This is a genomic window from Streptococcus sp. 29892 (assembly GCF_032594935.1).
Classification (GTDB): domain Bacteria; phylum Bacillota; class Bacilli; order Lactobacillales; family Streptococcaceae; genus Streptococcus; species Streptococcus hyiners.
On sequence record NZ_CP118734.1, the window covers coordinates 216686 to 241270 of the forward strand.

The 24585-nt window shown below is 43.1% G+C and carries 24 protein-coding genes and 1 riboswitch; of the genes, 13 read left to right on the top strand and 11 right to left on the bottom strand.

Going from position 1 to position 24585, the window contains the following annotated elements; translation table 11 throughout:
* The first annotated feature begins 36 nt into the window (after positions 1 to 36).
* A riboswitch (glycine riboswitch) is annotated at positions 37 to 140 on the top strand.
* Between the two features lie 113 nt (positions 141 to 253).
* The 3 genes from PW220_RS01250 (at position 254) to PW220_RS01260 (ending at position 3089) form a co-directional block, all read left to right on the top strand.
* Entirely contained in the window at positions 254 to 1588 is a 1335-nt protein-coding gene (locus PW220_RS01250; protein ID WP_248055343.1) for an alanine/glycine:cation symporter family protein, read from the top strand.
* 63 nt (positions 1589 to 1651) lie between these two features.
* Positions 1652 to 2494, top strand: coding sequence for a mechanosensitive ion channel family protein (locus PW220_RS01255; RefSeq protein WP_248055345.1), 843 nt, complete (start codon positions 1652 to 1654; stop codon positions 2492 to 2494).
* A 10-nt stretch (positions 2495 to 2504) separates the two neighbouring features.
* Entirely contained in the window at positions 2505 to 3089 is a 585-nt protein-coding gene (locus tag PW220_RS01260; RefSeq protein WP_248055356.1) for a DUF4352 domain-containing protein, read from the top strand.
* A gap of 155 nt (positions 3090 to 3244) precedes the next feature.
* On the opposite strand, the gene gdhA is transcribed toward PW220_RS01260, so the two are convergent.
* On the bottom strand, positions 3245 to 4591 hold the full coding sequence (gene gdhA, locus PW220_RS01265; RefSeq protein WP_248055357.1) for an NADP-specific glutamate dehydrogenase: 1347 nt from the start codon (positions 4589 to 4591) through the stop codon (positions 3245 to 3247).
* Positions 4592 to 4906: 315 nt separating this feature from the next.
* On the opposite strand from gdhA, the gene PW220_RS01270 reads away from it, so the two are divergent.
* The 3 genes from PW220_RS01270 to PW220_RS01280 all read left to right on the top strand — a co-directional run bounded on the left by PW220_RS01270 (position 4907) and on the right by PW220_RS01280 (position 8046).
* On the top strand, positions 4907 to 5842 hold the full coding sequence (locus PW220_RS01270) for a dihydroorotate oxidase (RefSeq protein ID WP_105117664.1): 936 nt from the start codon (positions 4907 to 4909) through the stop codon (positions 5840 to 5842).
* Positions 5843 to 5933: 91 nt separating this feature from the next.
* Positions 5934 to 7208 carry a CapA family protein gene (locus tag PW220_RS01275; protein ID WP_248055358.1) on the top strand — a complete coding sequence of 425 codons (1275 nt, stop codon included), beginning with the start codon at positions 5934 to 5936 and terminating at the stop codon, positions 7206 to 7208.
* A 10-nt stretch (positions 7209 to 7218) separates the two neighbouring features.
* A complete protein-coding gene (locus PW220_RS01280; RefSeq protein ID WP_248055359.1) occupies positions 7219 to 8046 on the top strand; it encodes a Cof-type HAD-IIB family hydrolase in 828 nt (275 codons plus the stop codon).
* A 46-nt stretch (positions 8047 to 8092) separates the two neighbouring features.
* Here PW220_RS01280 and PW220_RS01285 read toward each other — a convergent pair whose 3' ends face one another.
* From PW220_RS01285 to PW220_RS01315, 7 genes are all read right to left on the bottom strand, one after another.
* Positions 8093 to 8875, bottom strand: coding sequence for an ABC transporter permease (locus PW220_RS01285; RefSeq protein WP_248055360.1), 783 nt, complete (start codon positions 8873 to 8875; stop codon positions 8093 to 8095).
* A gap of 1 nt (position 8876) precedes the next feature.
* Positions 8877 to 9656 (bottom strand): ABC transporter permease, encoded by a 780-nt coding sequence (locus tag PW220_RS01290; protein ID WP_248055361.1) that lies wholly within the window; start codon positions 9654 to 9656, stop codon positions 8877 to 8879.
* The gene (locus PW220_RS01295; protein WP_248055362.1) at positions 9649 to 10632 is read right to left on the bottom strand and encodes an ABC transporter ATP-binding protein; all 984 of its coding nucleotides are present in this window, start codon (positions 10630 to 10632) and stop codon (positions 9649 to 9651) included. The genes PW220_RS01290 and PW220_RS01295 overlap by 8 nt, the downstream gene beginning before the upstream one ends.
* Before the next feature lie 131 nt (positions 10633 to 10763).
* Entirely contained in the window at positions 10764 to 11822 is a 1059-nt protein-coding gene (locus PW220_RS01300; protein ID WP_248055363.1) for a DUF4097 family beta strand repeat-containing protein, read from the bottom strand.
* Positions 11819 to 12574 carry a DUF1700 domain-containing protein gene (locus tag PW220_RS01305; protein ID WP_105117671.1) on the bottom strand — a complete coding sequence of 252 codons (756 nt, stop codon included), beginning with the start codon at positions 12572 to 12574 and terminating at the stop codon, positions 11819 to 11821. Before PW220_RS01305 ends, PW220_RS01300 begins: the two co-directional genes overlap by 4 nt.
* On the bottom strand, positions 12561 to 12887 hold the full coding sequence (locus PW220_RS01310) for a PadR family transcriptional regulator (RefSeq protein WP_105114367.1): 327 nt from the start codon (positions 12885 to 12887) through the stop codon (positions 12561 to 12563). The genes PW220_RS01305 and PW220_RS01310 overlap by 14 nt, the downstream gene beginning before the upstream one ends.
* A gap of 181 nt (positions 12888 to 13068) precedes the next feature.
* The gene (locus tag PW220_RS01315) at positions 13069 to 13875 is read right to left on the bottom strand and encodes a formate/nitrite transporter family protein (RefSeq protein WP_105114368.1); all 807 of its coding nucleotides are present in this window, start codon (positions 13873 to 13875) and stop codon (positions 13069 to 13071) included.
* 276 nt (positions 13876 to 14151) lie between these two features.
* Here PW220_RS01315 and PW220_RS01320 point away from each other — a divergent pair, with 276 nt between their 5' ends.
* Positions 14152 to 15684 (top strand): helicase HerA-like domain-containing protein, encoded by a 1533-nt coding sequence (locus tag PW220_RS01320; RefSeq protein WP_248055364.1) that lies wholly within the window; start codon positions 14152 to 14154, stop codon positions 15682 to 15684.
* 114 nt (positions 15685 to 15798) lie between these two features.
* Entirely contained in the window at positions 15799 to 16404 is a 606-nt protein-coding gene (locus PW220_RS01325; RefSeq protein WP_248055365.1) for an NUDIX hydrolase, read from the top strand.
* A gap of 94 nt (positions 16405 to 16498) precedes the next feature.
* Here the strand turns inward: PW220_RS01325 and rpmG are convergent, their stop codons facing one another.
* Entirely contained in the window at positions 16499 to 16648 is a 150-nt protein-coding gene (rpmG, locus tag PW220_RS01330) for a 50S ribosomal protein L33 (RefSeq protein WP_002262412.1), read from the bottom strand.
* Between the two features lie 15 nt (positions 16649 to 16663).
* Complete coding sequence (gene rpmF, locus PW220_RS01335) at positions 16664 to 16846, bottom strand: 50S ribosomal protein L32 (protein WP_002937589.1); 183 nt, start codon at positions 16844 to 16846, stop codon at positions 16664 to 16666.
* Positions 16847 to 17120: 274 nt separating this feature from the next.
* Between rpmF and PW220_RS01340 the strand changes: the two genes are divergently transcribed.
* Both PW220_RS01340 and hisS read left to right on the top strand, forming a co-directional pair.
* Positions 17121 to 17822 carry a hypothetical protein gene (locus tag PW220_RS01340; protein ID WP_248055366.1) on the top strand — a complete coding sequence of 234 codons (702 nt, stop codon included), beginning with the start codon at positions 17121 to 17123 and terminating at the stop codon, positions 17820 to 17822.
* Positions 17823 to 18202: 380 nt separating this feature from the next.
* The gene (hisS, locus tag PW220_RS01345; protein ID WP_248055367.1) at positions 18203 to 19483 is read left to right on the top strand and encodes a histidine--tRNA ligase; all 1281 of its coding nucleotides are present in this window, start codon (positions 18203 to 18205) and stop codon (positions 19481 to 19483) included.
* Between the two features lie 84 nt (positions 19484 to 19567).
* Here the strand turns inward: hisS and adhP are convergent, their stop codons facing one another.
* Positions 19568 to 20593, bottom strand: coding sequence for an alcohol dehydrogenase AdhP (adhP, locus tag PW220_RS01350; protein ID WP_248055369.1), 1026 nt, complete (start codon positions 20591 to 20593; stop codon positions 19568 to 19570).
* Positions 20594 to 21036: 443 nt separating this feature from the next.
* On the opposite strand from adhP, the gene adhE reads away from it, so the two are divergent.
* The 3 genes from adhE to PW220_RS01365 all read left to right on the top strand — a co-directional run bounded on the left by adhE (position 21037) and on the right by PW220_RS01365 (position 24500).
* Positions 21037 to 23688, top strand: coding sequence for a bifunctional acetaldehyde-CoA/alcohol dehydrogenase (adhE, locus tag PW220_RS01355; protein ID WP_248055371.1), 2652 nt, complete (start codon positions 21037 to 21039; stop codon positions 23686 to 23688).
* Positions 23689 to 23961: 273 nt separating this feature from the next.
* Positions 23962 to 24198: an HAD family hydrolase gene (locus PW220_RS01360; RefSeq protein ID WP_248055373.1), complete on the top strand. Its 237-nt coding sequence runs from the start codon at positions 23962 to 23964 to the stop codon at positions 24196 to 24198.
* Positions 24199 to 24233: 35 nt separating this feature from the next.
* A complete protein-coding gene (locus tag PW220_RS01365) occupies positions 24234 to 24500 on the top strand; it encodes an HAD family hydrolase (RefSeq protein ID WP_248055375.1) in 267 nt (88 codons plus the stop codon).
* Positions 24501 to 24585: the final 85 nt, after the last annotated feature.

A 24585-nucleotide genomic window follows, 5' to 3' on the forward strand; every position in this document is an offset into this window, starting at 1 on the left:
GTTGATAGTGGGCAGAAAGGCGACTGACTGTCCAAAGGACGGAACTCTGGAGAGACCATCAGGCACCGAAGGGGCAAGGTGGTTCTACTTGGAAAAGTAGAACTGCTGAAACTCTCAGGTAAAAGGACAGAGCGCATTGAAGACAGGGGATTTTCCTTTGTTTTTCGCGTTGATTCTGGAGGTTGATGAATTCAGCCTCTTTTGTTTTTTCCGGCAGCTTTATCGGATTAAGAATTATGCTTAGGAGGAAGCTATGTTAGAATTGATGCAGCACATCAATGATTTTGTTTGGGGTCCCCCCCTCTTGTTACTATTGGTCGGAACGGGTGTCTATTTTACCCTTCGTTTGGGAGTGTTTCAGGTCAGCAAGTTACCGACCGCCTTTCGTTTGATTTTCTCCAGTGACCAGTCTGGTCAGGGAGATGTGTCCAGTTTTGCGGCTCTGTGTACGGCCCTTGCGGCAACGGTTGGTACGGGAAATATCGTTGGGGTGGCGACTGCCATTACGACAGGTGGACCTGGTGCCCTTTTCTGGATGTGGGTGGCGGCCTTCTTCGGGATGGCAACCAAGTATGCGGAAGGTTTTTTAGCTATCAAATATAGAACTAAGGATGCCAACGGTCAAGCGGCAGGCGGTCCTATGCACTATATCACCTTGGGGATGGGACAAAAGTGGAAGCCTTTGGCAATTTTCTTTGCTATTTCAGGTGTTTTAGTGGCTCTCTTGGGAATGGGGACCTTCTCTCAGGTTAATTCGATTGCCTCATCCATGTCTGCTAGCTTTGGTCTGGCTCCCCAGTTGGTCAGCATTGTAACTGCCATTTCCATCGCCTTCTTTATCTTTGGGGGAATTGAGAAGATTTCGGATATTTCGACAAAAATTGTTCCTTTCATGGCGATTTTGTATATCTTAGCAAGTGTGGCTGTTTTGGCCCTGCATTGGGAACAACTCTTGCCAACCCTTGCCTTAGTTTTCAAATCTGCCTTTACTCCAGCTGCAGCTGTGGGTGGTTTTACAGGTGCGACCGTGCAACAGGCCATTCAGCGTGGGATTGCGCGTGGGGTGTTTTCAAATGAATCTGGTCTGGGCTCAGCTCCAATTGCGGCTGCGGCTGCCAAGTCTGATAATCCAGTGGAGCAGGGCTTGATTTCCATGACAGGCACCTTTATTGATACGCTTATCATCTGTACCTTGACAGGTTTGACCATTTTGGTGACAGGTCAGTGGTCTGTTGAAGGGTTGGTAGGTGCTCCACTTACTCAAGCTGCCTTTGCTTCGGTCTTCGGACAGCCAGGGGCCTTGGCTCTAACCATCAGTCTGGTTCTCTTTGCCTATACGACCATTCTGGGCTGGTCTTACTATGGGGAACGCTGTATCGAGTTCCTCTTTGGCACCAAGTCTATCTTGCCTTACCGTCTGGTCTTTGTAGCCATGGTTGCTCTGGGTGGTTTCCTCAAGCTGGACTTGATTTGGACCATCGCAGATATTGTGAACGGACTTATGGCTCTGCCAAACTTGATTGCCCTACTAGCTCTCTCACCAGTCATCATCAAGGAAACACGCCAGTATTTTGCCAAGAAGAAATAAAATGAAAGACAGTCATTTGGCTGTCTTTTAGGTTTTTATAGGTTTTTCTGCTATAATGAACGTATGAATGAATTTATCCAGAAATATGTTTCTCAGTTTAATGTGGATGCTCTCTTGACAGCCTTTGTCAATAAAACCCTTTCGTTGGTACTCCTCTTTCTTGCCTTTTATATCATAAAAAAACTCGCTAAGGCATCTGTAAAAAAAGTCTTAGTACCATCTCTGAAAGTATCCACTCAGGACATTGGTCGCCAGAAAACCATCAGCCGTTTGGTTGAAAGTATGCTCAACTACCTGCTCTACTTCATTTTGATTTACAGTATTTTGACCATCTTGGGTCTGCCTGTGTCTAGTCTGTTTGCAGGTGCTGGGATTGCTGGTGTGGCGATTGGTCTAGGTGCGCAAGGGTTCTTATCAGATCTAATCAATGGTTTCTTTATTCTCTTGGAACGTCAGTTTGACGTGGGGGATGTAGTCAAGCTGACCAATGGACCAATTACTATTTCAGGCACCATTGTGAGCATGGGCATTCGGACCACCCAGGTAAGGGATGCGGATGGGACCCTGCATTTTATTCCCAATCGCAACATCCTAGTCGTGTCCAACCAATCTCGTGGCGATATGCGGGCTCAGGTGGATATTCCGCTCAAATTCAATAGCGACTTGGAGCAGGTCGGTCGAGTGATTGAGGAAGTCAATCGGAGAGAGGTTAGCAATTTTGACCAGATTACAGGTGTGACGGTGCTGGGACCGCAAAATACTGCCAACGGTCAATTTGTTTACCGAGTCAATCTCTTTGTTGCCAATGGTCAACAAAGCAGCATTTACCATCAATTCCTTGGATTTTATCAGGAAGCACTACGGCAAGCAGGTATTGACCTGCCGTCTACCAGCCTAACAAAATAAGGAGTTTCAGATGGAAGTAAAGGATTTTGTTGTTGAAAATGGGCAGATGTATTATAAGAAAAAGCCATTCTTCAAGCAACCATTATTTTGGACCAGTATCGTTGGTATGGTCTTGTCTTTTGTCTTGGGGATCACCTGTTTGTTTCTGATGACCAGCCTAAGCTTGTCAGATACAAGTGATTCTTGGGGTTCTGACAGTTACTTCGATGATACTGTGGCCTACACAGAACACCAAGTAGGAGAAAGGGTAAGTTTTCCGGATGGTTTACAGATTACCGTGACTTCGATGGGTAAGGATAGGGAAGTAGATCTTGTAGATACGAGATATACTACAGCCTATGTAGTAGAGATTGAATTGGAAAACACTTCGGAGGAAGATTTGTATTTTGATGAGTATTATTTTAGTCTGTTAGATCCTTCCACCCATATCCCTTATCATTTAGACATGCGGACTTATGATGTTGATATTGCGGAGAAAGTCCAAGCTGGTGCAAGGATGGCTGTGAAGCTCATTTATGGGGTAGACAAGGAAACTAATTTTGCCTTTACTTACGAAGATGCAGTGTGGACTGAATTAGTTGGTGAGGGTATATAAATTGACAAAGGGGGCATCAGCCTCTTTTGTGGTTTTTCATAGATTAAAGTTCAAGTTGTTCCCTTTCCTTATCGATAACATTTCAAAAAAACTCCCAAATTGGCACGTCAATTTGAGAGTCATTTTCATTATAGTAAGGGAAGCTAAAAATTTTCTTACACTAATCCTTGAGCAATCATTGCGTCAGCAACTTGTTCGAAGGCTGCGATATTGGCACCTGCAAGGTAGTCAGTACCAAGGTTGTATTTTTCAGCTGTTTCTTTGGCTGTGTTGAAGATGTTGGCCATGATGTCTTTAAGGCGACCATCAACTTCTTCACGTGTCCATGACAGACGAAGGCTGTTTTGGCTCATTTCAAGGGCAGATACAGCGACACCACCAGCGTTGGCAGCTTTCGCCAAGCCGTAAAGAACACCATTTTCCTTGTAAACTTTGATAGCATCAAGGTCAGATGGCATATTGGCACCCTCAGCAACACAGTAAACACCGTTTTTCACTAGGGCAGCAGCTTGCTCACCGTTGATTTCGTTTTGAGTTGCACATGGAAGGGCAATATCAGCTTTTCCGTCGTAGTTCCATACAGAACCTTCATAGTAAGTGGCAGTTGCTTTTTCAGCAGCATATTCTGTCAAACGAGCACGACGGTTGTTTTTGATGTCGCAAAGAAGGTCAAAGTCGATACCTGTTTCATCAATGATGTAACCATTTGAATCAGACACAGAGATAACTTTTGCACCAAGTTCAGTGGCTTTTTGTACTGCAAATTGAGCTACGTTACCAGAACCTGAGATAAGGACAGTTTGGTCTTTGAAGGATTTGCCGTTTGCAGCTAACATATTGTCAGTGAAGTAAACCAAGCCGTAACCAGTTGCTTCTGGGCGGATGAGTGAACCACCGAAACCAAGAGGCTTACCAGTCAAGACACCTGCATCAAACTGGCGAAGGCGTTTGTATTGACCGTACATATAACCAATCTCGCGACCACCAACACCGATGTCACCGGCAGGAACGTCAAGAGAAGGACCAATGTGTTTTTGCAATTCTGTCATAAAGCTTTGGCAGAAACGCATGATTTCAGCATCAGTCTTGCCTTTAGGATCGAAGTCTGAACCACCTTTACCACCGCCGATTGGAAGACCAGTCAAGACGTTTTTGAAGATTTGCTCAAAACCGAGGAACTTCAAGATAGATTGGTTAACAGTTGGGTGGAAGCGAAGACCGCCCTTGTAAGGGCCAACTGCTGAGTTGTATTGTACACGGTAGCCACGGTTCACCTGTACCTTACCGTCCTTGTCAGTCCATGGTACACGGAAGCTAATCACACGCTCAGGTTCAACGATACGGGCTAAGATGTTTTCTTCGATGTATTCTGGGTGTGCTTCAAAAACAGGCTCAAGTGTAGAGAAAAGTTCTTCTACCGCTTGGAGGAATTCTGTTTCATGTGGGTTGCGAGCTTTAACAGCTTCAAATGATTGGGCAATATAAGCTTTTGCGTTTGACATTGGGTCACCTGATTTCTTTTTTATTTATAGTCATCCAGTTTTTCTTTTATTACTTCGTTAACTCGCTTTGCCGTACTCCGGTACTGTCTGCAGCTCGTTGCCTAGTACTAAAAGCAAACTGAAAGTCTAGATTAAATTATCTGACAATTTAATTTATCTGACAATTATTATAGCACTATGATTTTTAAATGTAAAGAAGTAAATGCAAATTTTTTTTAATTTTTTTGCTTAAAAGACGAACGTTAACAGTTCTTGTTTTAAGCTTGTTTGTTTTACATGCTATAATGAGAAAAATAAAAAGTTGAGGAGTAGTTTATGGTTTCAATAGCAACAAGACTAGGCGGATTTTCGTTTGACAATTGCTTGATGAATGCGGCAGGGGTTTGGTGTATGACCAAGGAAGAGTTGGCTGCGGTCAAGGATTCTGTGGCGGGGACCTTTGTGACCAAAACAGCAACCTTGGACTACCGAGCTGGCAATCCCGAACCGCGTTATCAGAATGTGCCACTTGGTTCTATTAACTCAATGGGCTTGCCAAATCAGGGCTTGGCTTACTATTTGGATTATCTACTAGAATTACAGGAAACTGAACCAAATAGAACCTTTGTTTTGTCCTTGGTAGGCATGTCGCCTGATGAAACGCATGAGATTTTGAGAAGGGTGGAAGCCAGTGACTTTAATGGCTTAATTGAGCTAAATTTATCCTGTCCAAATGTACCAGGTAAGCCGCAGATTGCCTATGATTTCGAAACGACAGAAACCATCTTGCATGAGGTATTTAGCTATTTCACCAAGCCTCTGGGTATCAAGTTGCCACCTTACTTTGATATTGTTCACTTTGATCAGGCTGCAGCTATCTTCAATAAATTCCCACTCAAGTTTGTCAATTGTGTCAACTCTATTGGGAATGGCTTGTACATTGAAGATGAGCAGGTGGTCATCAAGCCTAAAAATGGTTTTGGTGGCATCGGAGGTGAATACATCAAACCGACTGCCTTGGCCAATGTCCATGCCTTTTATCAGCGTTTAAAACCGGAAATTCAGATTATTGGAACAGGTGGCGTTTTGACGGGACGTGATGCCTTCGAACATATCCTTTGTGGCGCCAGCATGGTCCAAATCGGTACAACTCTTCAAAAGGAAGGGCTAGCTGCCTTTGAGCGTATCACTGAGGAATTGCAGGCTATCATGGCAGAGAAGGGCTATGAGAAGATTGAAGATTTTCGCGGAAAGTTGCGCTATATGGACTAATAAGAAGGGGAGTGGGAGGATAATCCCGCTTTTTCTATAGATTTTTGAGGATAAAAAGCGTATAATAAGGGTAAGAAGAGGAGGTGAGAAGATGCCAAATCTTAGAACCTATAGCCGTTTAGAGAATAGAAGAGCTCTAAGAAAACGGAAGCAAGTGGTAGGAATTGCTTATCTAGCTATATTGCTGTTAGGTATTATTCTAGTCTTGGAGCGGATATTGCTAATGGGGCAGGATAATTCGGTAAGTCAGTTACAAGAAGAGGCAGATCGGGCTGGTCAAACAGTTCAAGAAGATGGAATAAGGACCGCTCGTATTATGGCCCACGGTGATTTGCTTTATCATTTGCCTATTCTTCGTGGGGCGGAGCAAGTAGATGGGAGCTATGATTTTTCTGAGAACTTTACCTATGTTAAGCCTTGGATTGAGCAGGCTGATTTTGCCATAGCAGATTTTGAGGGGACCATTTCTCCAGATACGGAGTTGGCAGGCTATCCGCTCTTCAATGCTCCCAGTATCGTGGCTAGTAACATCCGTGATGCAGGCTATGATTTGGTCGATTTGGCCCACAATCATATCTTGGACTCCCATCTGTCTGGCCTGGTTTCCACGGTCCATACATTCAGAGAAGCTGGTGTGGACACTGTTGGTGTCTATGCCGAAGGAAATCGGTCAGCTGCGCCACTCTATATCCGAGAGGTCAATGGTATCCGTATAGCTGTTTTGGCCTATGCCTATGGCTTCAACGGCTTGGAAGTCTTGCTTAGTCAGGAAGAATATGATGGCTACTTATCAGATTTTAATCTTGAAAAGATGCAAGCAGAGATTGAACGAGCAGAAAAAGAGGCGGATATTACTATTGTCATGCCTCAGACGGGTGTGGAATATCAGTTGGAACCAACGGAGGAGCAGACCAGTATCTACCATCAAATGATTGATTGGGGAGCAGACATTGTTTTGGGAGGTCATCCCCATGTAGTCGAGCCGGCAGAAATTCTTGAGAAAGACGGTCAGAGAAAATTGATTATCTATTCTATGGGGAATTTTCTATCCAATCAGCGTATAGAAAGTATGGAAGATACCCCAAATGCCCAGTGGACAGAGCGAGGTGTCTTGATGGATCTTACTATTCAGAAAGAGAATGGACAGACCAGTATTCAAACGGCTCAAGCCCATCCGACCTGGGTCAATCGCTGGTCTAAGGGGACTTACTCGTCAGAAGGCTATGAGCAATTTGCCTATCAGACCTATATTCTGCAAGATTGGATAGCAGGTGGACAGTATTATGGACAGCTGGACCCAGATACCCAGGCGCGTGTGGATCTAGCCTATCAAGAAATGAAGGATTTTGTAAATCTGAATTGGTAAGGAGTGACCTATGACAGTTCGATTAGTGGCTACAGATATGGACGGGACCTTTTTAGATGGTCAGGGAAATTTTGACAGAGAACGTTTTGCATGGATTTTGGATAAGCTAGAAGAGAGAGCTATTCCATTTGTCATCGCTAGTGGCAATGGAATAGGTAGATTACTTCAACTCTTTAAAGGATTTGAAGAACGCTTGATTTTTGTAGCAGATAATGGTTCCCATGTCTATCAAGCTGGCAAAACCATCATTCGGCGAAGCATTCAGCAAGAAGAAATCAGAGCAGTTTTAGACTATTTCAAAGGCCGTTGGGCAGAGGTCTGCCTGATGTTGTCAACGGAGAAGGCCATTTATATGCAGGTTGGGGCAGGTGTGCCTTTTGAAGGTACAGGTTTACCGATTGACCCTGCACAAATGGCGGCTTTTCAAAGTCGGGTAAAATACCTAGATGACCTCAGTGCCTATCCAACCTTTGGACCTATTTATCGGCTTGGTCTTTGGGTTCCTGAAGCGCAGGTAGATAAAATAACGGAAGAGTTTAATCAGGCTTTTCACGGTCAGTTGGTGGCTGTAACCAGTGGTTATGGTTCCGTTGACATTCTACCGCAGGGTATCCATAAGGCATGGGGCTTGGAACAGGTTTTGACGAATTTAGCAATCACGCCAGATCAAGTCCTGGCCTTTGGGGATTCGGATAATGATATCGAATTGTTGTCCTATGTTGGTGTTTCCTATGCTATGGAAAATGCGACAGACAAGGTCAAGGCAGTTGCCAAATACATGGCCCCTAGCCATTTGGAAGCCGGTGTGTTTCAGGTGCTTGAGGAACTTGTTTTATAGGTATATAAAAAAACTAGCATTCTCTGGATGGAGAATGCTAGCTTTTTTAATTTCCAACACTGGTGAACTTGGTCATACCATAGCGGAAGAGCTTATAATTGATGGAAAATAGGACCACTACCACCAGTGGCAGAGCCAGTCCCCACATGGACAAGTCTAGGAAGTAGAGAGCAGGGAAGTAGGCGGTAAAAGCGTAGGGGAAAACAAAAATCAGCAGAATTTGAATGATTTTTGGATAGATGTTGAGGGGATACTGAGCCATTTGATTGAGGGAGAAAATCCCCATGGTCAGAGGGAAAGATTCAACAATCCAAAAGGCTAGAGCCGTTGGTCCTAATTGAATGGTCGCATAGAGTAGACCGATACAAATGGCCACAAAGATTAGTAACATCAGTTTTCCCAAGCTCCACTCTAAGCCTAGTTCACTGGAAGCTTGTACAAGAGCGATAGAGCCGATAAGTGTGGTTCCAATTCCTTGAGGTTGAATTCGTTCACAGATAAGCTGAAAAAGAGGGTTGACAGGCATGAGGAGGAGGCGTTCAAATTCGCCTTGTCGGATGTAGCGACTGCCAAACATCCAGAGATTGTCAAAGAATATCAAGTGAATGGAGCGTCCGACGGTGGCTATTCCATAGATAAAAAGCATTTGACCGTAGTTAAAACCAGCGATTTCCTTGATATTTCCAAAGAGAATATTGAGGAAAATCAAGTAGACAATTTGTTCAATCAAAGAGGAGAAAAGCCCGATGAAGAAGTCCACCCGAAAGGACATCTGGGCCATCATGTAGACCTTGATGTTATATAGATAGAGGCTGATATATTTCTTCATGTTAACCTCCAAAAATCACAATACGACGCTTGGCCTGAGACCAAAGAGCAGCGATGAAGCAGGCTAGAATGGGTATCCATATAACTTGCAATCCCAAAGCCCTTAGATCGCTTTCCTGTCCCAATAAAATGGAAACTGGAACGTTAACTGCATAATTATAGGGAAGGACTTTCAAAAAGTTTTCCACAGCCTGTGGATAGAAGCTGAGTGGCAATAGTGCCCCCGAGGCTAGATTGAAGAGTCCCATTCGGAGCAACATCACTCCCCAAGCATTGACCGTAAAAAATGCTAAGAAGCCAAAAGCCATATCCAGTAATTGAACGATAAACATCCCGAGGATGGAGCTGACTAGAAAGAGCAAAATAGTTTTTCCATCAGGTAGATAAAAATCCTGATGAACAAGCAAGATACCGATAAATACGATAGCAAATTTTATCAGTTCCAAGAGCTTATTTCCAAGGTCTTTGAAAAAGAGGGCTAGGATAAAGGAATAGGGTCTGAGAAATTCTCCAGCAATGCTTCCTTTTAAAATGCTATAGGACAAATCTTCACCAAGTGAGAAAGAATTCAAACTGGCTAGTAGATTAGCAAAGATGATATATGTAGTAAAGGTTTGTAGGGTAAAGCCATTGACTTCTGGTTGAGTGAAGAAAATGGTTTTCCAGACATAGAGAGCTACCAAAATCTTCACTGCCAGTGAAACGAAGGTAGCCAGAAAGAAAGCCTTATACTGCATAGCATTCATCATGGTCAGGCGGGTCATGTAGAGATATTTACGCATGGATACCCTCCTCATAAATCTGACGGACCATGGTTTCAATTTCCAATTCCTTCATGGTAACATCTTCAATGGCATAATGATTGAAAACTTGCTCAATCACCTGGGCACTGGTCCAAACCTTGCTTTGATAATGGATTTCAAAATGGAAGTCATCCAACTGCTCAAACTCCCAGCCATCCACTTGCAAGGCTTTTTCAATTGGTTTTTCTGTGGAGAAGAGAATGGTTTTCACTGTGGAAAAGCGTTCCTTGAGGACGGTCAGTGAACCGTCGTAGACTTTTTTGCCCTTATCAATGATAAAAATCCGCTCACAGAGGCTCTCGATGTCCTTCATATCATGGGAAGTAATCAAAAAAGTGGTCTGGTATTCTTGATTCATATAGCGGATGAAGGAGCGAATGGTCTCCTTGACGCTGGCATCCAAGCCGATGGTCGGTTCGTCCAAAAAGACAACGGCAGGCTGGTGGATAAAGATAGCCGCAAATTCACAGCGAACCCGTTGGCCAAGTGAAAGATTACGAATGGGTTGTTTCATGATGTCTGCCAAGTCCAATAGGTCAATCAAGACAGCCAATCGCTCTTTGAATACCTTATCTGGAACATCATAGATTTTTGCATGGAGAATAAAGGATTCCTGGACAGGCAAGTTCCAATCCAAGTGAGATTTTTGTCCAAAGAGAACGCCGATTTGCTTATTGACAGCCTTGCGGTTTTCTTGTGGATTAAGCCCATTGATTCGGACGGAGCCTTGGTCTGGATAGAGAACACCAGTCAGCATTTTGATGGTGGTGGATTTACCAGAACCGTTGGAGCCGATATATCCAATAATTTCTCCTTTTCCTACCTGTAAAGAAATATCTTGAACAGCAGGGATGGCCTTTTTCTTGGGCTTGAAAAAGGCCTTAATCGAACCTTTTAGCCCGACTTCCTTATCAATGATGGAATAGGTTTTGGATAAATGCTGCGCTTCTATCATATCTATCTCCTTTTAAGAAAACGTTTGCGTAAGACTATTATAACATATCCATCATCAACTGCTGATAAAAAATCTTGTTTACGGTAACAAAAAGTAGCCTATTCTTATAGGCTACTTCGCATTTGTTAGAGTTATTCTGACTTTTCAAGGTTTATGCTTGCATTGACAGCGTCAATGGTCAGGCTATTTTTATTGTTTTTGTTTTCTAGGGTCAGACTGTGCTTGCTGTCTTCTTTTTTGACAGGTAGTTTCTCATACACTCCGCTGGTGTAAATTCCCATGCGCTCCATTGCTTCCTTGAGATAGGTGATGTCCCCCATCATTTCTTCTAGTTCTTGTTCCGTTTCTGCGTAGAAGCCCTGTTCTTGAGCCAGTGCCATTAGATCAAACTGCGTGTTAATATTGAGATTGATGTCTTGTAGGCTTTGCTCTGTCAAGTCAAGTATGGTATGAGTGGATGAACCGACCTTAGCAGGGGTGAAGCTATTATTTCCTTTTAGACTGATTTGGATAGTCTTCAATTCGTAGTAATTCGTAATCTTGACATTTTCAAGATTGGTTTCAGAAAGGCTACCGCCATTATCTGCAGAAATGTCAAGATTTTTCAGACTAGAGTTGGTGACATGAAAGGATCGGCTATATAGCTTGCCGCTGTCGATCTGGCTATTGGTGAGATCGACATTACCTTCTAGATTGATTTCTTTGATATGGACATTCTCTATGTTGAAGATACTACCGTAATAGAAATCTATGCTATGACCTTCCAGTTTATTCAAGGTCTTTCCTTTTGGAATTTCAATGGTAACGGTGTTGACATCAATACCTCGTTGGGCTAAGAGTTCCCCAAAAAATTGCATAATTCCTTCGATTTTAAGCTCTCGTCTTTGAGAGGTAAGTGTTAATGTCCCATCTTTTTCGGATAGACTTAGTGGGCTCTGCATATTGTTGTCAGAATTAGCATAGGTCACATGGTAGTTGCTATCACTAGATTCTTTGATGTAGACGCTATGAGGGATAAAGTCAACTTTAATGCTATTCAGGTCGGTGTAAGTTTGGTGAATTTTCTTGGGAGCAGCTACATCTACCAAACCAGTAATGCCTCCTGTAAAAAATCCAATTCCAGCTAGAATTAAGCCAACAATCAGACTGACAAAGCCGATAATAAGGGCCAGGGTTAGTTTCTTTTTCATGCTCGTTTACCTCGTTTCAAGATCCATTTGAAGCAAGCCTTGACCAAGCGCCAAGACCAGTAGGCAAAAAATCCAGTCAAGATGTAGATGAGAATAGCTCCACCAATCAATGAAAGTCCTGAGCCAAAGCCCATGAGGAAGATGTTAAATCCTTCTGACAGGAGGGTGAAACCTTCCCAGATCAGATAGGCACCGCTAATCAGGAGTAGCACGCCTAAAGCAAAGGCACCGATAATGAGGGCTACGATAAGTGCCGTTAAACCCAATAGGCTAGCTAGTAGAATAAGCAGGAGAGGAATGGCGATTGGTAGGGAAATAACAGCAAGGATGGCTAACCAGAGTGTTCGCTTGGTCTGGCTAAAATTACGGAAGTAGCGACCGAGGAAAAAGGCTCCAAGGATAAGGGTCGCAAACAATGGAATAAATCCGATAAATTCTCCCATGATAAAGAGCAGGAAGAAGGAAAATAAGCCCATCATACTCAAGGCTCCCAGTCCAGCCCAGTGCTTCCAAGTTAGCTGGAGCGGTTCTTTTCTTTCTTTATCCTCTTGAATTTGCTTATTGAGAATATTGTTAATCAGTTCGCTAGCAGCTTCTTTTGGTGAGCCTAGTTCTTCGATAATGTCTGCTTCCTGTTCTGGACCAGCCTCGTCAAAGTATTCATTAAAGAAGTTAATGGCTTCAAAGTATTCCTTGTGGGGTAGTTTTTTCAGGTGTTTTTCCAACTGCTCCATGTACTCAGTTCTTGTCATGGCGGACGCTCCCTTCTATAATACCGTTGATGGTTGCTGTGTAGGTGTCCCAATCATCTTTGAGCCGAACCAGTTCTTCATGGCCCAGCTGGGTCAGGCTGTAATACTTGCGCATGCGGCCTTGGTATTCTTGGGAGTAGGTGGTCAAAAAGTCATTTTGCTCTAGCTTTTTCAGGATAGGATAGAGGGCTGACTCCTTGATATTGGCAATCAGTTTGATGGTCTGACAGATTTCGTATCCGTAGGAATCATCGGATTCCAAAATAGCCATAATAAGAAATTCTGTCAGCACTGCGGGGACTGGAAAATGCATAGGACACTCCTTTCCTTGATAGTTGGGTGATTAGGTTTAGATTTGGTATATCTTTATTTTTTGTTATATATCAAATCTTGGTATATAACAAATATACACCTAAACAAATATTTTGTCAAGAATATTTGTGCAAAAATTACCAAAAAAAATACGGCTGGAAGTCCAACCGTACTCATTCGGATTAGTCGATGTAAAGTTTTGATTTGTTGCTGAGCCAGCTATAGAGCAGACCGATTAGAAGTCCACCACCGACGTAGTTTCCAAGACCTGAGAAGAGGAAGTTCACAAGGACACTGGCCACAGACATACCTTCTACAGCTCCGCCATTTGCAAAGAAGGCAAGAGAGAAGGTAGAGAAGTTAGCGATCACGTGCTCGAAGCCAAGGAAGGCAAAGATGAAGATGATGAAAATCAAGGAAATAACACGTCCAGCATCATCCTTCATACGCATAGAGATGAAGACTGCGATGTTTACAACGATGTTAGCGAAGATCCCTTCGATAAATTGTGTCAATGGTGTTTTCATCAATTTTGCAGTGGTGGCTTGGATTAGGTAGCTATGCTCATCCAAATGCCCAACTTGGTAAGGCTGGGTGTAGGAGAGCAAGAAGCAGACGATAACCGCACCGACAAAGTTGAAGAAAATACATGTTGCCAAGATTTTCAATGCAGTCTTAGTAGGGATGACCTTGCGGTGAATAGCTGATGTCATATACATCATGTTTGATGTACCGAGCTCAGCGTTCATATACAAAATCATGACCAAGCACCAGCCGAACATAAGACCGTAACCGAATTTACCCAAACCATCTACGATGTGGTTGAGTTTGTCAGCCACATAGGCTGAGATGGCCAAACCGATTGCCAAATAAACGCTGGCCATTGCGGCACGGATGGCGTAGGCAAAGTAATTGCTTTCGATCAAGTCGGCTTTTTTCTTGATACTCTTGTCGATATTATAAATCAGCGAATCTTGTTGTGCTGCCATAATAATCCCCTTTATATAATCATATTTGATAGTGTTCTCACAATAAAAGAGTATAACAGAAAATAGCTAAAAATGTAAGTGTTTTTCGGTAAAAAACTCAAGTAACCGTTATCAATTAGTGCTAGTCATGGTCGACCTACTTCATTCTCTTGAAAAGAGTGTGTCAGCTGCTCTTTCTAAAAAAGATTTTCCATCTGTTGAAAGGTGTCTGCTCTGCTATTTTCCAAAAAACTATGCTACAATAAAGCTAGAAAAAATCGGAAAAGAGGCTAGTATATGTCAGATATTATTGCTTTTGGTTATGGTCGTGAGCGTGCAGAGATGAAGCTTAAGCGGCTCAATCGTCATGGAATTATAGCAGGTGCTACGGGTACGGGTAAGACAGTGACCTTGAAGGTCTTAGCGGAGCAGTTGAGTGACGCGGGCATTCCTGTCTTTCTATCAGACATCAAGGGTGATTTGAATAGCTTGGTTGCGGCGAATACCAAGGAAATTGATCCAAGTCGTTTGGAGAAAACCCACTATCCTGACTATAGTCCAGTTGGCTATCCTGTGGAGTTGTGGGATGTTTTGGGTGAAAATGGAACCCCTGTCCGCATGACCATTTCAGAGTTGGGACCTGTCTTATTGACACGCCTTTTGGGCTTGAATGACACCCAAGAATCTATTCTGAATATCGTATTTAGTGTAGCAGATGAGCGTGGGCTTCTCTTGATTGATTTGATGGACCTGCGGGCCATGCTCAATTTTGTGGCTGAAAATGCGGCAGAGCTGAGCCAGTATTATGGAAATATTCCAGCTCGTTCGGTTGGTGCTATCTTGCGTAGTCTGGTTGTTTTGGAGCAACAAGGTGGAAAGATTTTCTTCGGTGAGCCAAGTCTTGATATTGCTGATTTGATGCGTACAGCAGAAGATGGCCGTGGGGTTATCAACGTTCTCCAAGCTACTCAGCTATTTAATCAGCCGACATTGTATTCAACGGTTCTTCTCAGCCTCTTATCAGAACTCTATGAAGTCTTGCCTGAGGTGGGCGATTTGGACAAGCCTAAGATGGTCTTCTTCTTTGATGAGGCCCATGTTCTCTTCAAAGATGCACCAAAAGTTCTTCTTGAAAAGATTGAGCTAATTGTCCGTTTGATTCGTTCAAAAGGTGTAGGGGTCTTCTTTGTCACCCAGAATCCAACGGATATTCCTGATAGCATCGCAGCCCAGTTGGGTAATCGTATCCAGCATGGTCTTCGTGCCTTTACACCAAAAGAGCTCAAAACAGTTGCGACAGTTGCTGAAACCTTCCGCCAAGAAGGCAGTGAGGACTTGGCCAAGGTCATTCAGGAGTTGCAAGTAGGTGAAGCAGTTGTGTCCACCTTGCAAGCCGACGGAACACCTAGCTTTGCGGACCGGGTGACCATTTATCCTCCAAAGAGTATGCTAGGAACCGTGGAGCCAAGTGCCCTCTTGTCAGTTATCAATAATTCTCCTTTGATGGAAAAATATGCTGACGCGGTTAACCGTGAGTCAGCCCACGAACAGATTTTAGCTATGACGGAGGCCAAAGAAGCCGAACTCATCCAAAAAGCAGAGCAGGCCGAAGCGGAAAAGCAGGCAGAAAAAGAAGCTAAGGCAGCCGCAAAAATGGAAGAGAGAGCCCAGAAAGAAGCAGCTAAAGCTGCACAAAAAACTAGTCAGCCAGCCGGTCGCAAAACAGATTCCATGATGGATCGCTTTACCAAGAACCTGATGAGTCAGGTCGGACGGGAAGTTGGGCGCGTGGTGACACGTGGCATTATGGGCATGCTAAAAGGAAAATAAGATGATGAACTGGGAAGGCAACTTCTCAGTTTTTTTGGGTCAAGATACTTGTAGGATTGGTAGAAATTGGTTAAGATAGTGGATATGCATCACTAATTAGTAAGGAATAGAGAGATGATTGATAAGAGTAGAATGATCTTGAAGGATTATCAGCCCCAACCTTTGGGACAAAAAAGCGAGTACGCTGTCTTGTTGCCATTAGTATGGTCAGACAATCAGTGGCAGGTCCTTTATCAAGTCCGTAGTGAAGGAATTTCCCAGCCAGGAGAGGTATCTTTTCCCGGGGGGAGGGTTGAGGTTGGTGAAAGTGCTAAGGAAGCAGCAGTCCGTGAAGCAGTAGAAGAGCTGAATATAAAGCCTGAACAGGTGGAATTACTAGGAGAGATTGATTACTTGGTCTTTGCCCAGTCAACCATTCGTTGTTATGTTGGTCGTTTGGATCTGGATTGGCAGGCCCTCCAACCCAATGAAGAAGTAGCCCGCTTGTTCACCGTTCCGTTAGACTATCTACTGCAAACAAGTCCGGTATACTATGATTTGACCTCTAAAGTCCTGCCAGATTGCGATTTTCCCTTTGACCGCTTACGAGGGGGTGTTGATTATCCCTTTAGTCACCATCAACGGTCTGTACCCTTTTACGAAGGTCTTTCAGAAAATATCTGGGGCATGACAGCCCAATTTACCCATCGCTTTGTGGAGATTATGAAAGAGCGCCTATGAGGTCGATTTTTATCTAAAAATGTAGACATGAAGGCTTGATAAAAGCAAAAAAAAGCACTTGAAATCAATGATTTCGAGTGCTTTTTCAATTCAATTATTTTACTTCAGTAAAAATAACGTGCTTACGCAATTTTGGTGAGTATTTTTTCAATTGAAGACGGTCTGGAGTGTTACGTTTGTTTTTTGAAGTAAGGTACAAACGCTCACCAGATTCTTTGTGTTCAAGTGTAATATTTACGCGCATGGTATCTCCCTTCTATTATTCAGCTGAAGCAGCCTTAGCGATTTTACGTCCTTTGTAGTATCCTTTCAAAGATACACGGTGAGAACGTGAGTAATCTCCAGTAGTTTCATCAAATTTCACAGTTGGAGCTGCTACTTTATAGTGAGTACGACGTTTGTTTTTCTTCGCTTTTGAAGTGCGACGTGCAGGTACTGCCATTTCTTTCTTCCTCCGTTAAATATAAGGGACAAGCCCTTTTTCAATCTAAAATAGTGCGTATGACTTTCGTCAACTTTAACAGTATAACAAAAGTTTTTTGTAAAGTAAAGTTACTTGACAGATTTTTTTTAAAAATTTTTGCCTCAAATGCTTCTAGCGAGCAGAATTCTCCGAACTTTGTTAAAATAGTCAAAAAAATGCAAAAAATACTTGACAGCATATATATAATGGTTGTAGGACAAGTTCCGATAATTCAAATATGAAGGAGAACTGTATGAAAACAGTTGGGAAGTTTTTCGCGAAAAAGTTGGCTAGCCTTTTGGTCTTGCTACTGGTTTTAGGTCTAGGCATTATCTGGTTTAGAAATAGTATTTTTGCCTGGTTTCAAGGGACCCACAAGGTTCAGTATGAATTTGTTATCAAGAAGTTTGAAGCGGAAAGCAAGCTAGTTGTGGCAGGAGCTGAGGTAGCAACCACTGCCAACCAGACCTTTGAAAACAATAAATTAGAAGAATGGCCAGACTGGACAGAGCCCCTTACCAAGCTCTTTGTTGGGCGGGAAATGTCTGTAGACATTCCTGTGCAGACGGAGTTCAAACTGGTCTTGGAAGGAATTGAGCAGTCAGATGTTCACATTCAACATAACACCTTGACATTCAAGCAGCCTGTCCTTGTCGAAGTTGATTCTCAACAGCATGGTCAAATCAAAATCAGCAATAATAGCAATGGTCTTGTCGATAAGGCGGTGGATGTATTTACTGCAGGGCAAAAGGCTCAGGAATTTTTAAATGATAAATCCCAAGAAGCCATATACAAGACAAGTGAGGATGTCTTGAATGATTCAGAACGTAAGGAAAAAGTCGCGGCTTTTGCAGAAACGGCTTTAGAAAACCTCCTCAATCTGAACTCCGAAGAAAAACTTGAGGTTGAGATAGAAGTGAGCGACTTGAATTTCCAGATTGTGGATAAGAAATAGTTTTTAAAACAAGGAGGCTGGGCTCAAGCCCAGCACCGCTTCTCAAAGTTAGTGTCAACATCTCAGCGCAGTGGTTGATTGGCAGATTTGTTCGTGTTTTACACTCCAAATCTGACCTATACGACTGATGCGAACTCTGTTCGCCCTATTCCCAACCTCCAACAGTCACTACTATGACTGTTGGGGCTACACGGGGGTGGGAGTGGAACAGTCTGGGGATAGACTGTTTCAGCTCAACAATTAGAAATAAGGACTTGTTGACGAACTCTTCTATGAATGGTCGAGTTCTTTCCCACTCCCTTTTTGTCTGCTCTGCCATTTCCAAAAAAGATTAAAATATGATAAAATAAGGGGCAAGATATAGAGAAGTGAGAAGACCTATGAAATTACAAAAACCAAAAGGAACCCAGGATTTATTACCACAGGATTCTGCCAAGTGGCAGTATGTGGAAAACTTCACCCGCAGCATTTTCAAGCAATACAATTATGCAGAAATTCGCACACCGATCTTCGAGCATTACGAGGTCATCAGTCGTTCGGTTGGCGACACCACGGATATTGTGACCAAGGAGATGTACGATTTCTATGACAAGGGGGACCGCCATATCACTCTTCGTCCAGAAGGCACGGCACCGGTTGTTCGCTCCTATGTAGAGAACAAGCTCTTTGCCCCAGAAGTGCAAAAGCCTGCTAAGTTCTACTACATGGGTCCAATGTTCCGTTACGAGCGCCCACAAGCTGGTCGTCTGCGCCAGTTCCACCAGATTGGTGTTGAGTGCTTTGGCTCTAGCAACCCAGCAACAGATGTGGAAACCATTGCCATGGCTTATCACTTCTTTGGAGAGTTGGGTATCAGAGGTATCCGCCTCCACCTCAATAGTTTGGGTAATCCTGAGAGCCGTGCCGCTTATCGCCAGGCCTTGATTGACTACCTGACACCGCTCAAGGACCAGCTATCTAAGGATAGCCAGCGCCGTCTAGAAGAAAATCCCCTGCGTGTGTTGGATTCCAAGGAAAAAGAAGACAAGGTCGCTGTGGAAAACGCACCGTCTATCCTGGACTATCTGGACGAAGAAAGTACAGCCCACTTTGAAGCGGTCAAGTCTATGTTGGACAGCCTAGGTATTGCTTACACCATTGACACCAACATGGTACGCGGTCTGGACTACTACAACCACACTATTTTTGAGTTTATGACAGAGGTTGGTGGCAATGACCTGACCATCTGTGCCGGTGGACGTTATGATGGATTGGTGACCTACTTTGGCGGACCAGAAACGCCAGCTTTTGGCTTTGGTATGGGGATTGAGCGCCTCATCCTCGTCCTTGAAAAGCAAGGCATTGACCTTCCTCTCGACACCCAGTTGGATGTCTACATCGCAGTTTTGGGTCAGGAAGCAAATGGCGGAGCGCTAGACTTGGTTCAAGCTATCCGCAAACAAGGTTTCCGAGCAGAGCGCGATTATCTGGACCGCAAGCTCAAGGCCCAGTTCAAGTCAGCAGATGTCTTTGGAGCCAAGACCATTATCACACTTGGTGGAAGCGAGCTGGAAAGCGGACAGGTTGTGGTAAAAAATAACCAGACTAGAAGTCAAGTTGAAACAAGCCTGGAAATCTTAAAAACAGATTTCGCAAGTATTTTAGAAAAATTAGAGAAGTAGTAGCGAGGGCTACTACTTTTTTCTGGTTCTAAAAGCAAAAAAGAAGCGACAATTGGGTCGCTTCTAACTTTAGTAGAGTAGAAATTAGTGACTGTGGCAGAAGTCAAGTACCATACGGCCTTGGATAGTACCGGCAGCCATTTCATCAAAGACGGCTTCTGCATCTTCTACAGGGCGTTTTTGAACAACCGGAACAACTAGGCCTAGAGCACCGAAGTGGAAGGCTTCTTCTAGGTCTTTACGAGTACCAACTAGAGAGCCGACAACCTTGATACCGTCTAGTACTGTTTTGACAATGCTGAGGTCCATGTATTCAGATGGAAGTCCGACTGCAACCACATAACCGCCTGCACGAACGCTGTCAATAGCCTGGTTGAAGGCAACCTTAGAAACAGCCGTTACGACAGTTGAGTGAGCACCGCCGCCAGTTACTTCCTTGATATAGCCAGGCACGTCTTCCACTTCAAGACCATTGATGATGACATCTGCACCGACTTCCTTGGCTAATTCCAATTTGTCATTATTGATATCTACAGCGATAACGTGGGCATTGAACACTTTCTTAGCGTATTGGACTGCAAGGTTGCCTAGTCCACCAGCACCGTAAATGACAATCCATTGACCTGGTTCTAGGTGTGCTTCCTTAATAGCTTTATAACAAGTAACGCCCGCACAAGTGATAGAACTTGCTTGAGCTGGATCAAGACCTTCTGGAACTTTTACCGCATAGTCAGCTGTTACGATACATTGCTCAGCCATACCACCGTCAACAGAGTAGCCTGCATTTTTTACAGTACGGCAGAGGGTTTCACGGCCAGTAGTACAGTATTCGCAAGTACCACAACCTTGGAAGAACCAAGCAACGCTGACACGGTCGCCGACCTTCAGGCTAGTCACATCAGGGGCAATTTCAGTTACGACACCAATCCCTTCATGCCCAAGAACACGGCCAGGGACCTTGCCAAAATCACCTTGAGCAACGTGTAGGTCAGTATGGCAGACACCACAATATTCAATCTGAACCAGAGCTTCGCCAGTTTCAAGTGGACGAAGTTCTTTTTCAACAACGACAACACCAGTAGATTCTGGATTAACGACAACTGCTTTCATGGCAGACCTCCTATTTATTGTAGCACATTTTTTGAATGTGTTAATATAGATATTTTCTTGTTAATAATATCACATAAAACAAGAAAATGCAAGTAAATCAGAAGAGAGGGCTGTGTATCTGCTTTTGAAAACAATCAGATAATTACTGAAATTTTTTCATAAAAAGCCATTTACTTGTAAGCGTTTTCTTGTTAAAATAGAAACCAAGGGGGTTAGTTGTTAGATTTTTATGTCCTAGGTTTATTTTTGAAGCTGTTAACAGATAAATTTCAGAAAGTTTTCTGAAATGTACTCCAGATAAACAAAAAGAAAGCGTTTTCAAAAATAAAACAGAAAAAATGTGAAAAAAATAACAAATTCTCTTTACAAATAAAATAAAAAGTTGTAGAATAAGATTGTGAAAAAATTAACAAAATGTTAATAAGAAAATTTGGAGGAACACAATGGCTGATAAAAAAGTTGTATCACCAGAAGAAAAATTAGCAGAAGCTCGCAAGCACGTTGATGAGCTTGTTCAAAAAGGTTTGGTTGCTCTTGATGAGTTCCGCAAACTTGGTCAAGAAGAGGTAGACTACATTGTAGCTAAGGCTTCGGTAGCTGCTCTCGACAAGCACGGTGAACTGGCAATGCACGCTTTTGAAGAAACCAAACGTGGTGTATTCGAAGATAAGGCAACTAAAAACTTGTTTGCCTGCGAGCACGTTGTTAACAATATGCGCCATACAAAAACAGTTGGTGTCATCGAAGAAGATGATGTAACCGGCTTGACCTTGATTGCTGAGCCAGTTGGTGTTATCTGTGGTATCACTCCAACGACTAACCCAACGTCAACAGCTATTTTTAAAGCCTTGATTGCTTTGAAAACACGTAACCCTATCGTCTTTGCCTTCCATCCATCTGCTCAAGAGTCTTCAGCTCACGCAGCGCGTGTTGTCTATGAAGCAGCTGTGGCAGCTGGTGCTCCAGAAAACTGTATCCAGTGGGTAACAAAACCATCTATGGAAGCAACTTCTGAATTGATGAAGCACGACGGTATTGCGACAATCCTTGCAACGGGTGGTAACGCCATGGTGCGTGCAGCTTACTCTTGTGGTAAACCAGCTCTTGGTGTAGGTGCCGGTAACGTTCCTGCCTATGTTGAAAAATCTGCAAACATCCGTCAAGCTGCTCATGATATCGTGATGTCTAAGTCATTTGACAACGGTATGGTCTGCGCGTCAGAGCAAGCAGTGATCATTGATAAGGAAGTGTATGACGAATTTGTAGCTGAGTTCAAATCTTACAAAACTTACTTTGTTAATAAGAAAGAAAAAGCCCTACTTGAAGAGTACTGCTTCGGTGTAAAAGCCAACAGCAAGAACTGTGCAGAAGGCAAATTGAATGCGGACATCGTAGGTCGTCCAGCTGCATGGATTGCTGAACAAGCTGGTTTCTCAGTTCCAGAAGGTACTAACATCTTGGCAGCTGAAGTTACTGAAATCGGTGAAAAAGAGCCATTGACTCGTGAGAAATTGTCACCAGTTATTGCAGTATTGAAAGTTGAAGGCCGTGAAGAAGGCCTGGCAGCAGCTCGTCAAATGGTTGAATTCCACGGTCTAGGTCACTCAGCAGCTATCCATACAGAAGATGCTGAATTGGCCAAAGAATTTGGTACAATCGTACGTGCGATTCGTGTTATTTGGAACTCTCCATCTACTTTCGGTGGTATCGGTGATGTTTACAATGCCTTCTTGCCATCATTGACACTTGGTTGTGGTTCTTATGGACGTAACTCAATCAGTGATAACGTAAGTGCGATGAACTTGCTCAACATCAAGAAAGTAGGAAGACGTAGAAATAATATGCAATGGTTTAAAGTTCCTTCTAAAACATACTTCGAACGTGATTCTATCCAATACCTCCAAAAATGTCGTGACGTTGAACGTGTGATGATCGTTACGGACCATGCCATGGTAGAACTTGGTTTCTTGGATCGTATTATTGAACAATTGGATCTTCGTCGTAATAAAGTGGTTTACCAAATCTTCTCAGACGTTGAACCAGATCCAGATATCACAACAGTTTATAAAGGTACAGAATTGATGCGTACCTTCAAACCAGATACAATCATCGCACTCGGTGGTGGTTCACCAATGGATGCTGCCAAAGTTATGTGGCTCTTCTACGAGCAACCAACAGTTGACTTCCATGACCTTGTTCAAAAATTCATGGACATCCGTAAACGTGCCTTCAAGTTCCCAGAACTTGGTAAGAAATCTAAGTTTATCGCGATTCCAACAACATCTGGTACAGGTTCAGAAGTAACACCATTTGCTGTAATTTCTGATAAGGCAAACAACCGCAAGTACCCAATTGCTGACTACTCATTGACGCCAACTGTGGCAATTGTTGACCCAGCTCTTGTATTGACAGTACCTGCCCATGTTACTGCCGATACTGGTATGGACGTATTGACCCACGCAACAGAAGCATATGTATCAACAGTAGCAAACGACTTCACAGACGGTCTTGCGCTTCAAGCTATTAAACTTGTCTTTGAAAACCTTGAAAGCTCAGTGAAGAATGCTGACTTCCACTCACGTGAGAAAATGCATAATGCTTCGACTATTGCAGGTATGGCCTTCGCCAACGCCTTCTTGGGTATTTCACACTCAATGGCCCACAAGATTGGTGGACGTTTCCACACAGTTCACGGTCGTACAAACGCTATCTTGCTTCCATACGTTATCCGCTACAACGGTACTCGTCCAGCTAAGACAGCTACATGGCCGAAGTACAACTACTACAAAGCCGATGAGAAATACCAAGACATCGCGAAAATGCTAGGACTTCCAGCTTCAACACCAGAGGAAGGTGTTGCTTCATACGCACAAGCTGTTTATGACCTCGGTGAGCGTATCGGTATCCAAATGAACTTGAAAGCGCAAGGTGTGGACGAGAAAGAACTAAAAGAATATTCTCGTGAATTGGCTCTCCTTGCCTACGAAGACCAATGTACACCAGCTAACCCTCGTCTAGCAATGGTTGATCATATGCAAGAAATTATTGAGGATGCGTATTATGGCTACAAAGAACGTCCAGGCCGTTTGAAATAATTTTTCCGTCGAGCCTCTGCGTTGGCTTGGCTAGGTGAACTTGAGTTCAACCGTCGTCTTCGCCGCCTAGACTCTCTTAGGAAAAATTGATTTCAAAATGAACATGTAAGTGTTTGTTACACAAATCATTTCTTAATAATCCTTATATAAACAATTGGACTAGCCTCCAAAACTTTCTCAAACACCAGCTTACGTGAGTAGGTTGGTGTTTTTGTCACTATTGAAGCTATAAATCTATTTTGATATACTGTTAAAGAAGATAGGAGGACTAGTATGGTAGCAGGAATTATTTTTGATATGGATGGTGTCATTGTTGATACAGATTATATTGATTTTCAAATACTAACCCAATTTATTTGTAGTTTGACGAACGGAAGTGTAGAGTTGAGTGAGGAAGAGGCTGGTTTATTAGTGGGATCTTCCTATACTAGCCTCCACAAAACAATCAAATACTTATCCGAGACAAATTTGGATTTATCACCGGTTGCCAGTCAATTAGAGAAATTATAGAGGCTTGTGGAATTGCTCATTATTTTGATGCTATTGTGAGTGGAGAAGATTTTGAGGAAAGTAAGCCTAATCCTGCGATTTATCATGCTACCTTAAAAAGATTAAATCTCACTCCTGACAAAGCTGTTGTTATTGAGGACTCGGTTTATGGTATTCAGGTTGCTCAATCAGCGGGTATAACTGTTATCGGTTATTTAGAAACGAGGCTTCCTGTTGATCAAAGTAAGGCAGACTATATTGAGTCGGATATGGTTGGGATTTTGTCACGGATAAAAAGATTAGAAAAAGAAGGGTTAAACTAGAATCTGTTTAAATTGCTCTTCACCAAAGCCGGACAGATGTTCGGTTTTTTGTCTTATCTTCCCAATTTTCTGTCAATTTATGGTA

Excerpts from the sequence above, each read along its gene's own strand:
- PW220_RS01250 (WP_248055343.1), top strand. The coding sequence starts at position 254 with ATGTTAGAATTGATGCAGCACATCAATGATTTTGTTTGGGGTCCCCCC.
- PW220_RS01255 (WP_248055345.1), top strand. The coding sequence starts at position 1,652 with ATGAATGAATTTATCCAGAAATATGTTTCTCAGTTTAATGTGGATGCT.
- PW220_RS01260 (WP_248055356.1), top strand. The coding sequence starts at position 2,505 with ATGGAAGTAAAGGATTTTGTTGTTGAAAATGGGCAGATGTATTATAAG.
- gdhA (WP_248055357.1), bottom strand. The coding sequence starts at position 4,591 with ATGTCAAACGCAAAAGCTTATATTGCCCAATCATTTGAAGCTGTTAAA.
- PW220_RS01270 (WP_105117664.1), top strand. The coding sequence starts at position 4,907 with ATGGTTTCAATAGCAACAAGACTAGGCGGATTTTCGTTTGACAATTGC.
- PW220_RS01275 (WP_248055358.1), top strand. The coding sequence starts at position 5,934 with ATGCCAAATCTTAGAACCTATAGCCGTTTAGAGAATAGAAGAGCTCTA.
- PW220_RS01280 (WP_248055359.1), top strand. The coding sequence starts at position 7,219 with ATGACAGTTCGATTAGTGGCTACAGATATGGACGGGACCTTTTTAGAT.
- PW220_RS01285 (WP_248055360.1), bottom strand. The coding sequence starts at position 8,875 with ATGAAGAAATATATCAGCCTCTATCTATATAACATCAAGGTCTACATG.
- PW220_RS01290 (WP_248055361.1), bottom strand. The coding sequence starts at position 9,656 with ATGCGTAAATATCTCTACATGACCCGCCTGACCATGATGAATGCTATG.
- PW220_RS01295 (WP_248055362.1), bottom strand. The coding sequence starts at position 10,632 with ATGATAGAAGCGCAGCATTTATCCAAAACCTATTCCATCATTGATAAG.
- PW220_RS01300 (WP_248055363.1), bottom strand. The coding sequence starts at position 11,822 with ATGAAAAAGAAACTAACCCTGGCCCTTATTATCGGCTTTGTCAGTCTG.
- PW220_RS01305 (WP_105117671.1), bottom strand. The coding sequence starts at position 12,574 with ATGACAAGAACTGAGTACATGGAGCAGTTGGAAAAACACCTGAAAAAA.
- PW220_RS01310 (WP_105114367.1), bottom strand. The coding sequence starts at position 12,887 with ATGCATTTTCCAGTCCCCGCAGTGCTGACAGAATTTCTTATTATGGCT.
- PW220_RS01315 (WP_105114368.1), bottom strand. The coding sequence starts at position 13,875 with ATGGCAGCACAACAAGATTCGCTGATTTATAATATCGACAAGAGTATC.
- PW220_RS01320 (WP_248055364.1), top strand. The coding sequence starts at position 14,152 with ATGTCAGATATTATTGCTTTTGGTTATGGTCGTGAGCGTGCAGAGATG.
- PW220_RS01325 (WP_248055365.1), top strand. The coding sequence starts at position 15,799 with ATGATTGATAAGAGTAGAATGATCTTGAAGGATTATCAGCCCCAACCT.
- rpmG (WP_002262412.1), bottom strand. The coding sequence starts at position 16,648 with ATGCGCGTAAATATTACACTTGAACACAAAGAATCTGGTGAGCGTTTG.
- rpmF (WP_002937589.1), bottom strand. The coding sequence starts at position 16,846 with ATGGCAGTACCTGCACGTCGCACTTCAAAAGCGAAGAAAAACAAACGT.
- PW220_RS01340 (WP_248055366.1), top strand. The coding sequence starts at position 17,121 with ATGAAAACAGTTGGGAAGTTTTTCGCGAAAAAGTTGGCTAGCCTTTTG.
- hisS (WP_248055367.1), top strand. The coding sequence starts at position 18,203 with ATGAAATTACAAAAACCAAAAGGAACCCAGGATTTATTACCACAGGAT.
- adhP (WP_248055369.1), bottom strand. The coding sequence starts at position 20,593 with ATGAAAGCAGTTGTCGTTAATCCAGAATCTACTGGTGTTGTCGTTGTT.
- adhE (WP_248055371.1), top strand. The coding sequence starts at position 21,037 with ATGGCTGATAAAAAAGTTGTATCACCAGAAGAAAAATTAGCAGAAGCT.
- PW220_RS01360 (WP_248055373.1), top strand. The coding sequence starts at position 23,962 with ATGGTAGCAGGAATTATTTTTGATATGGATGGTGTCATTGTTGATACA.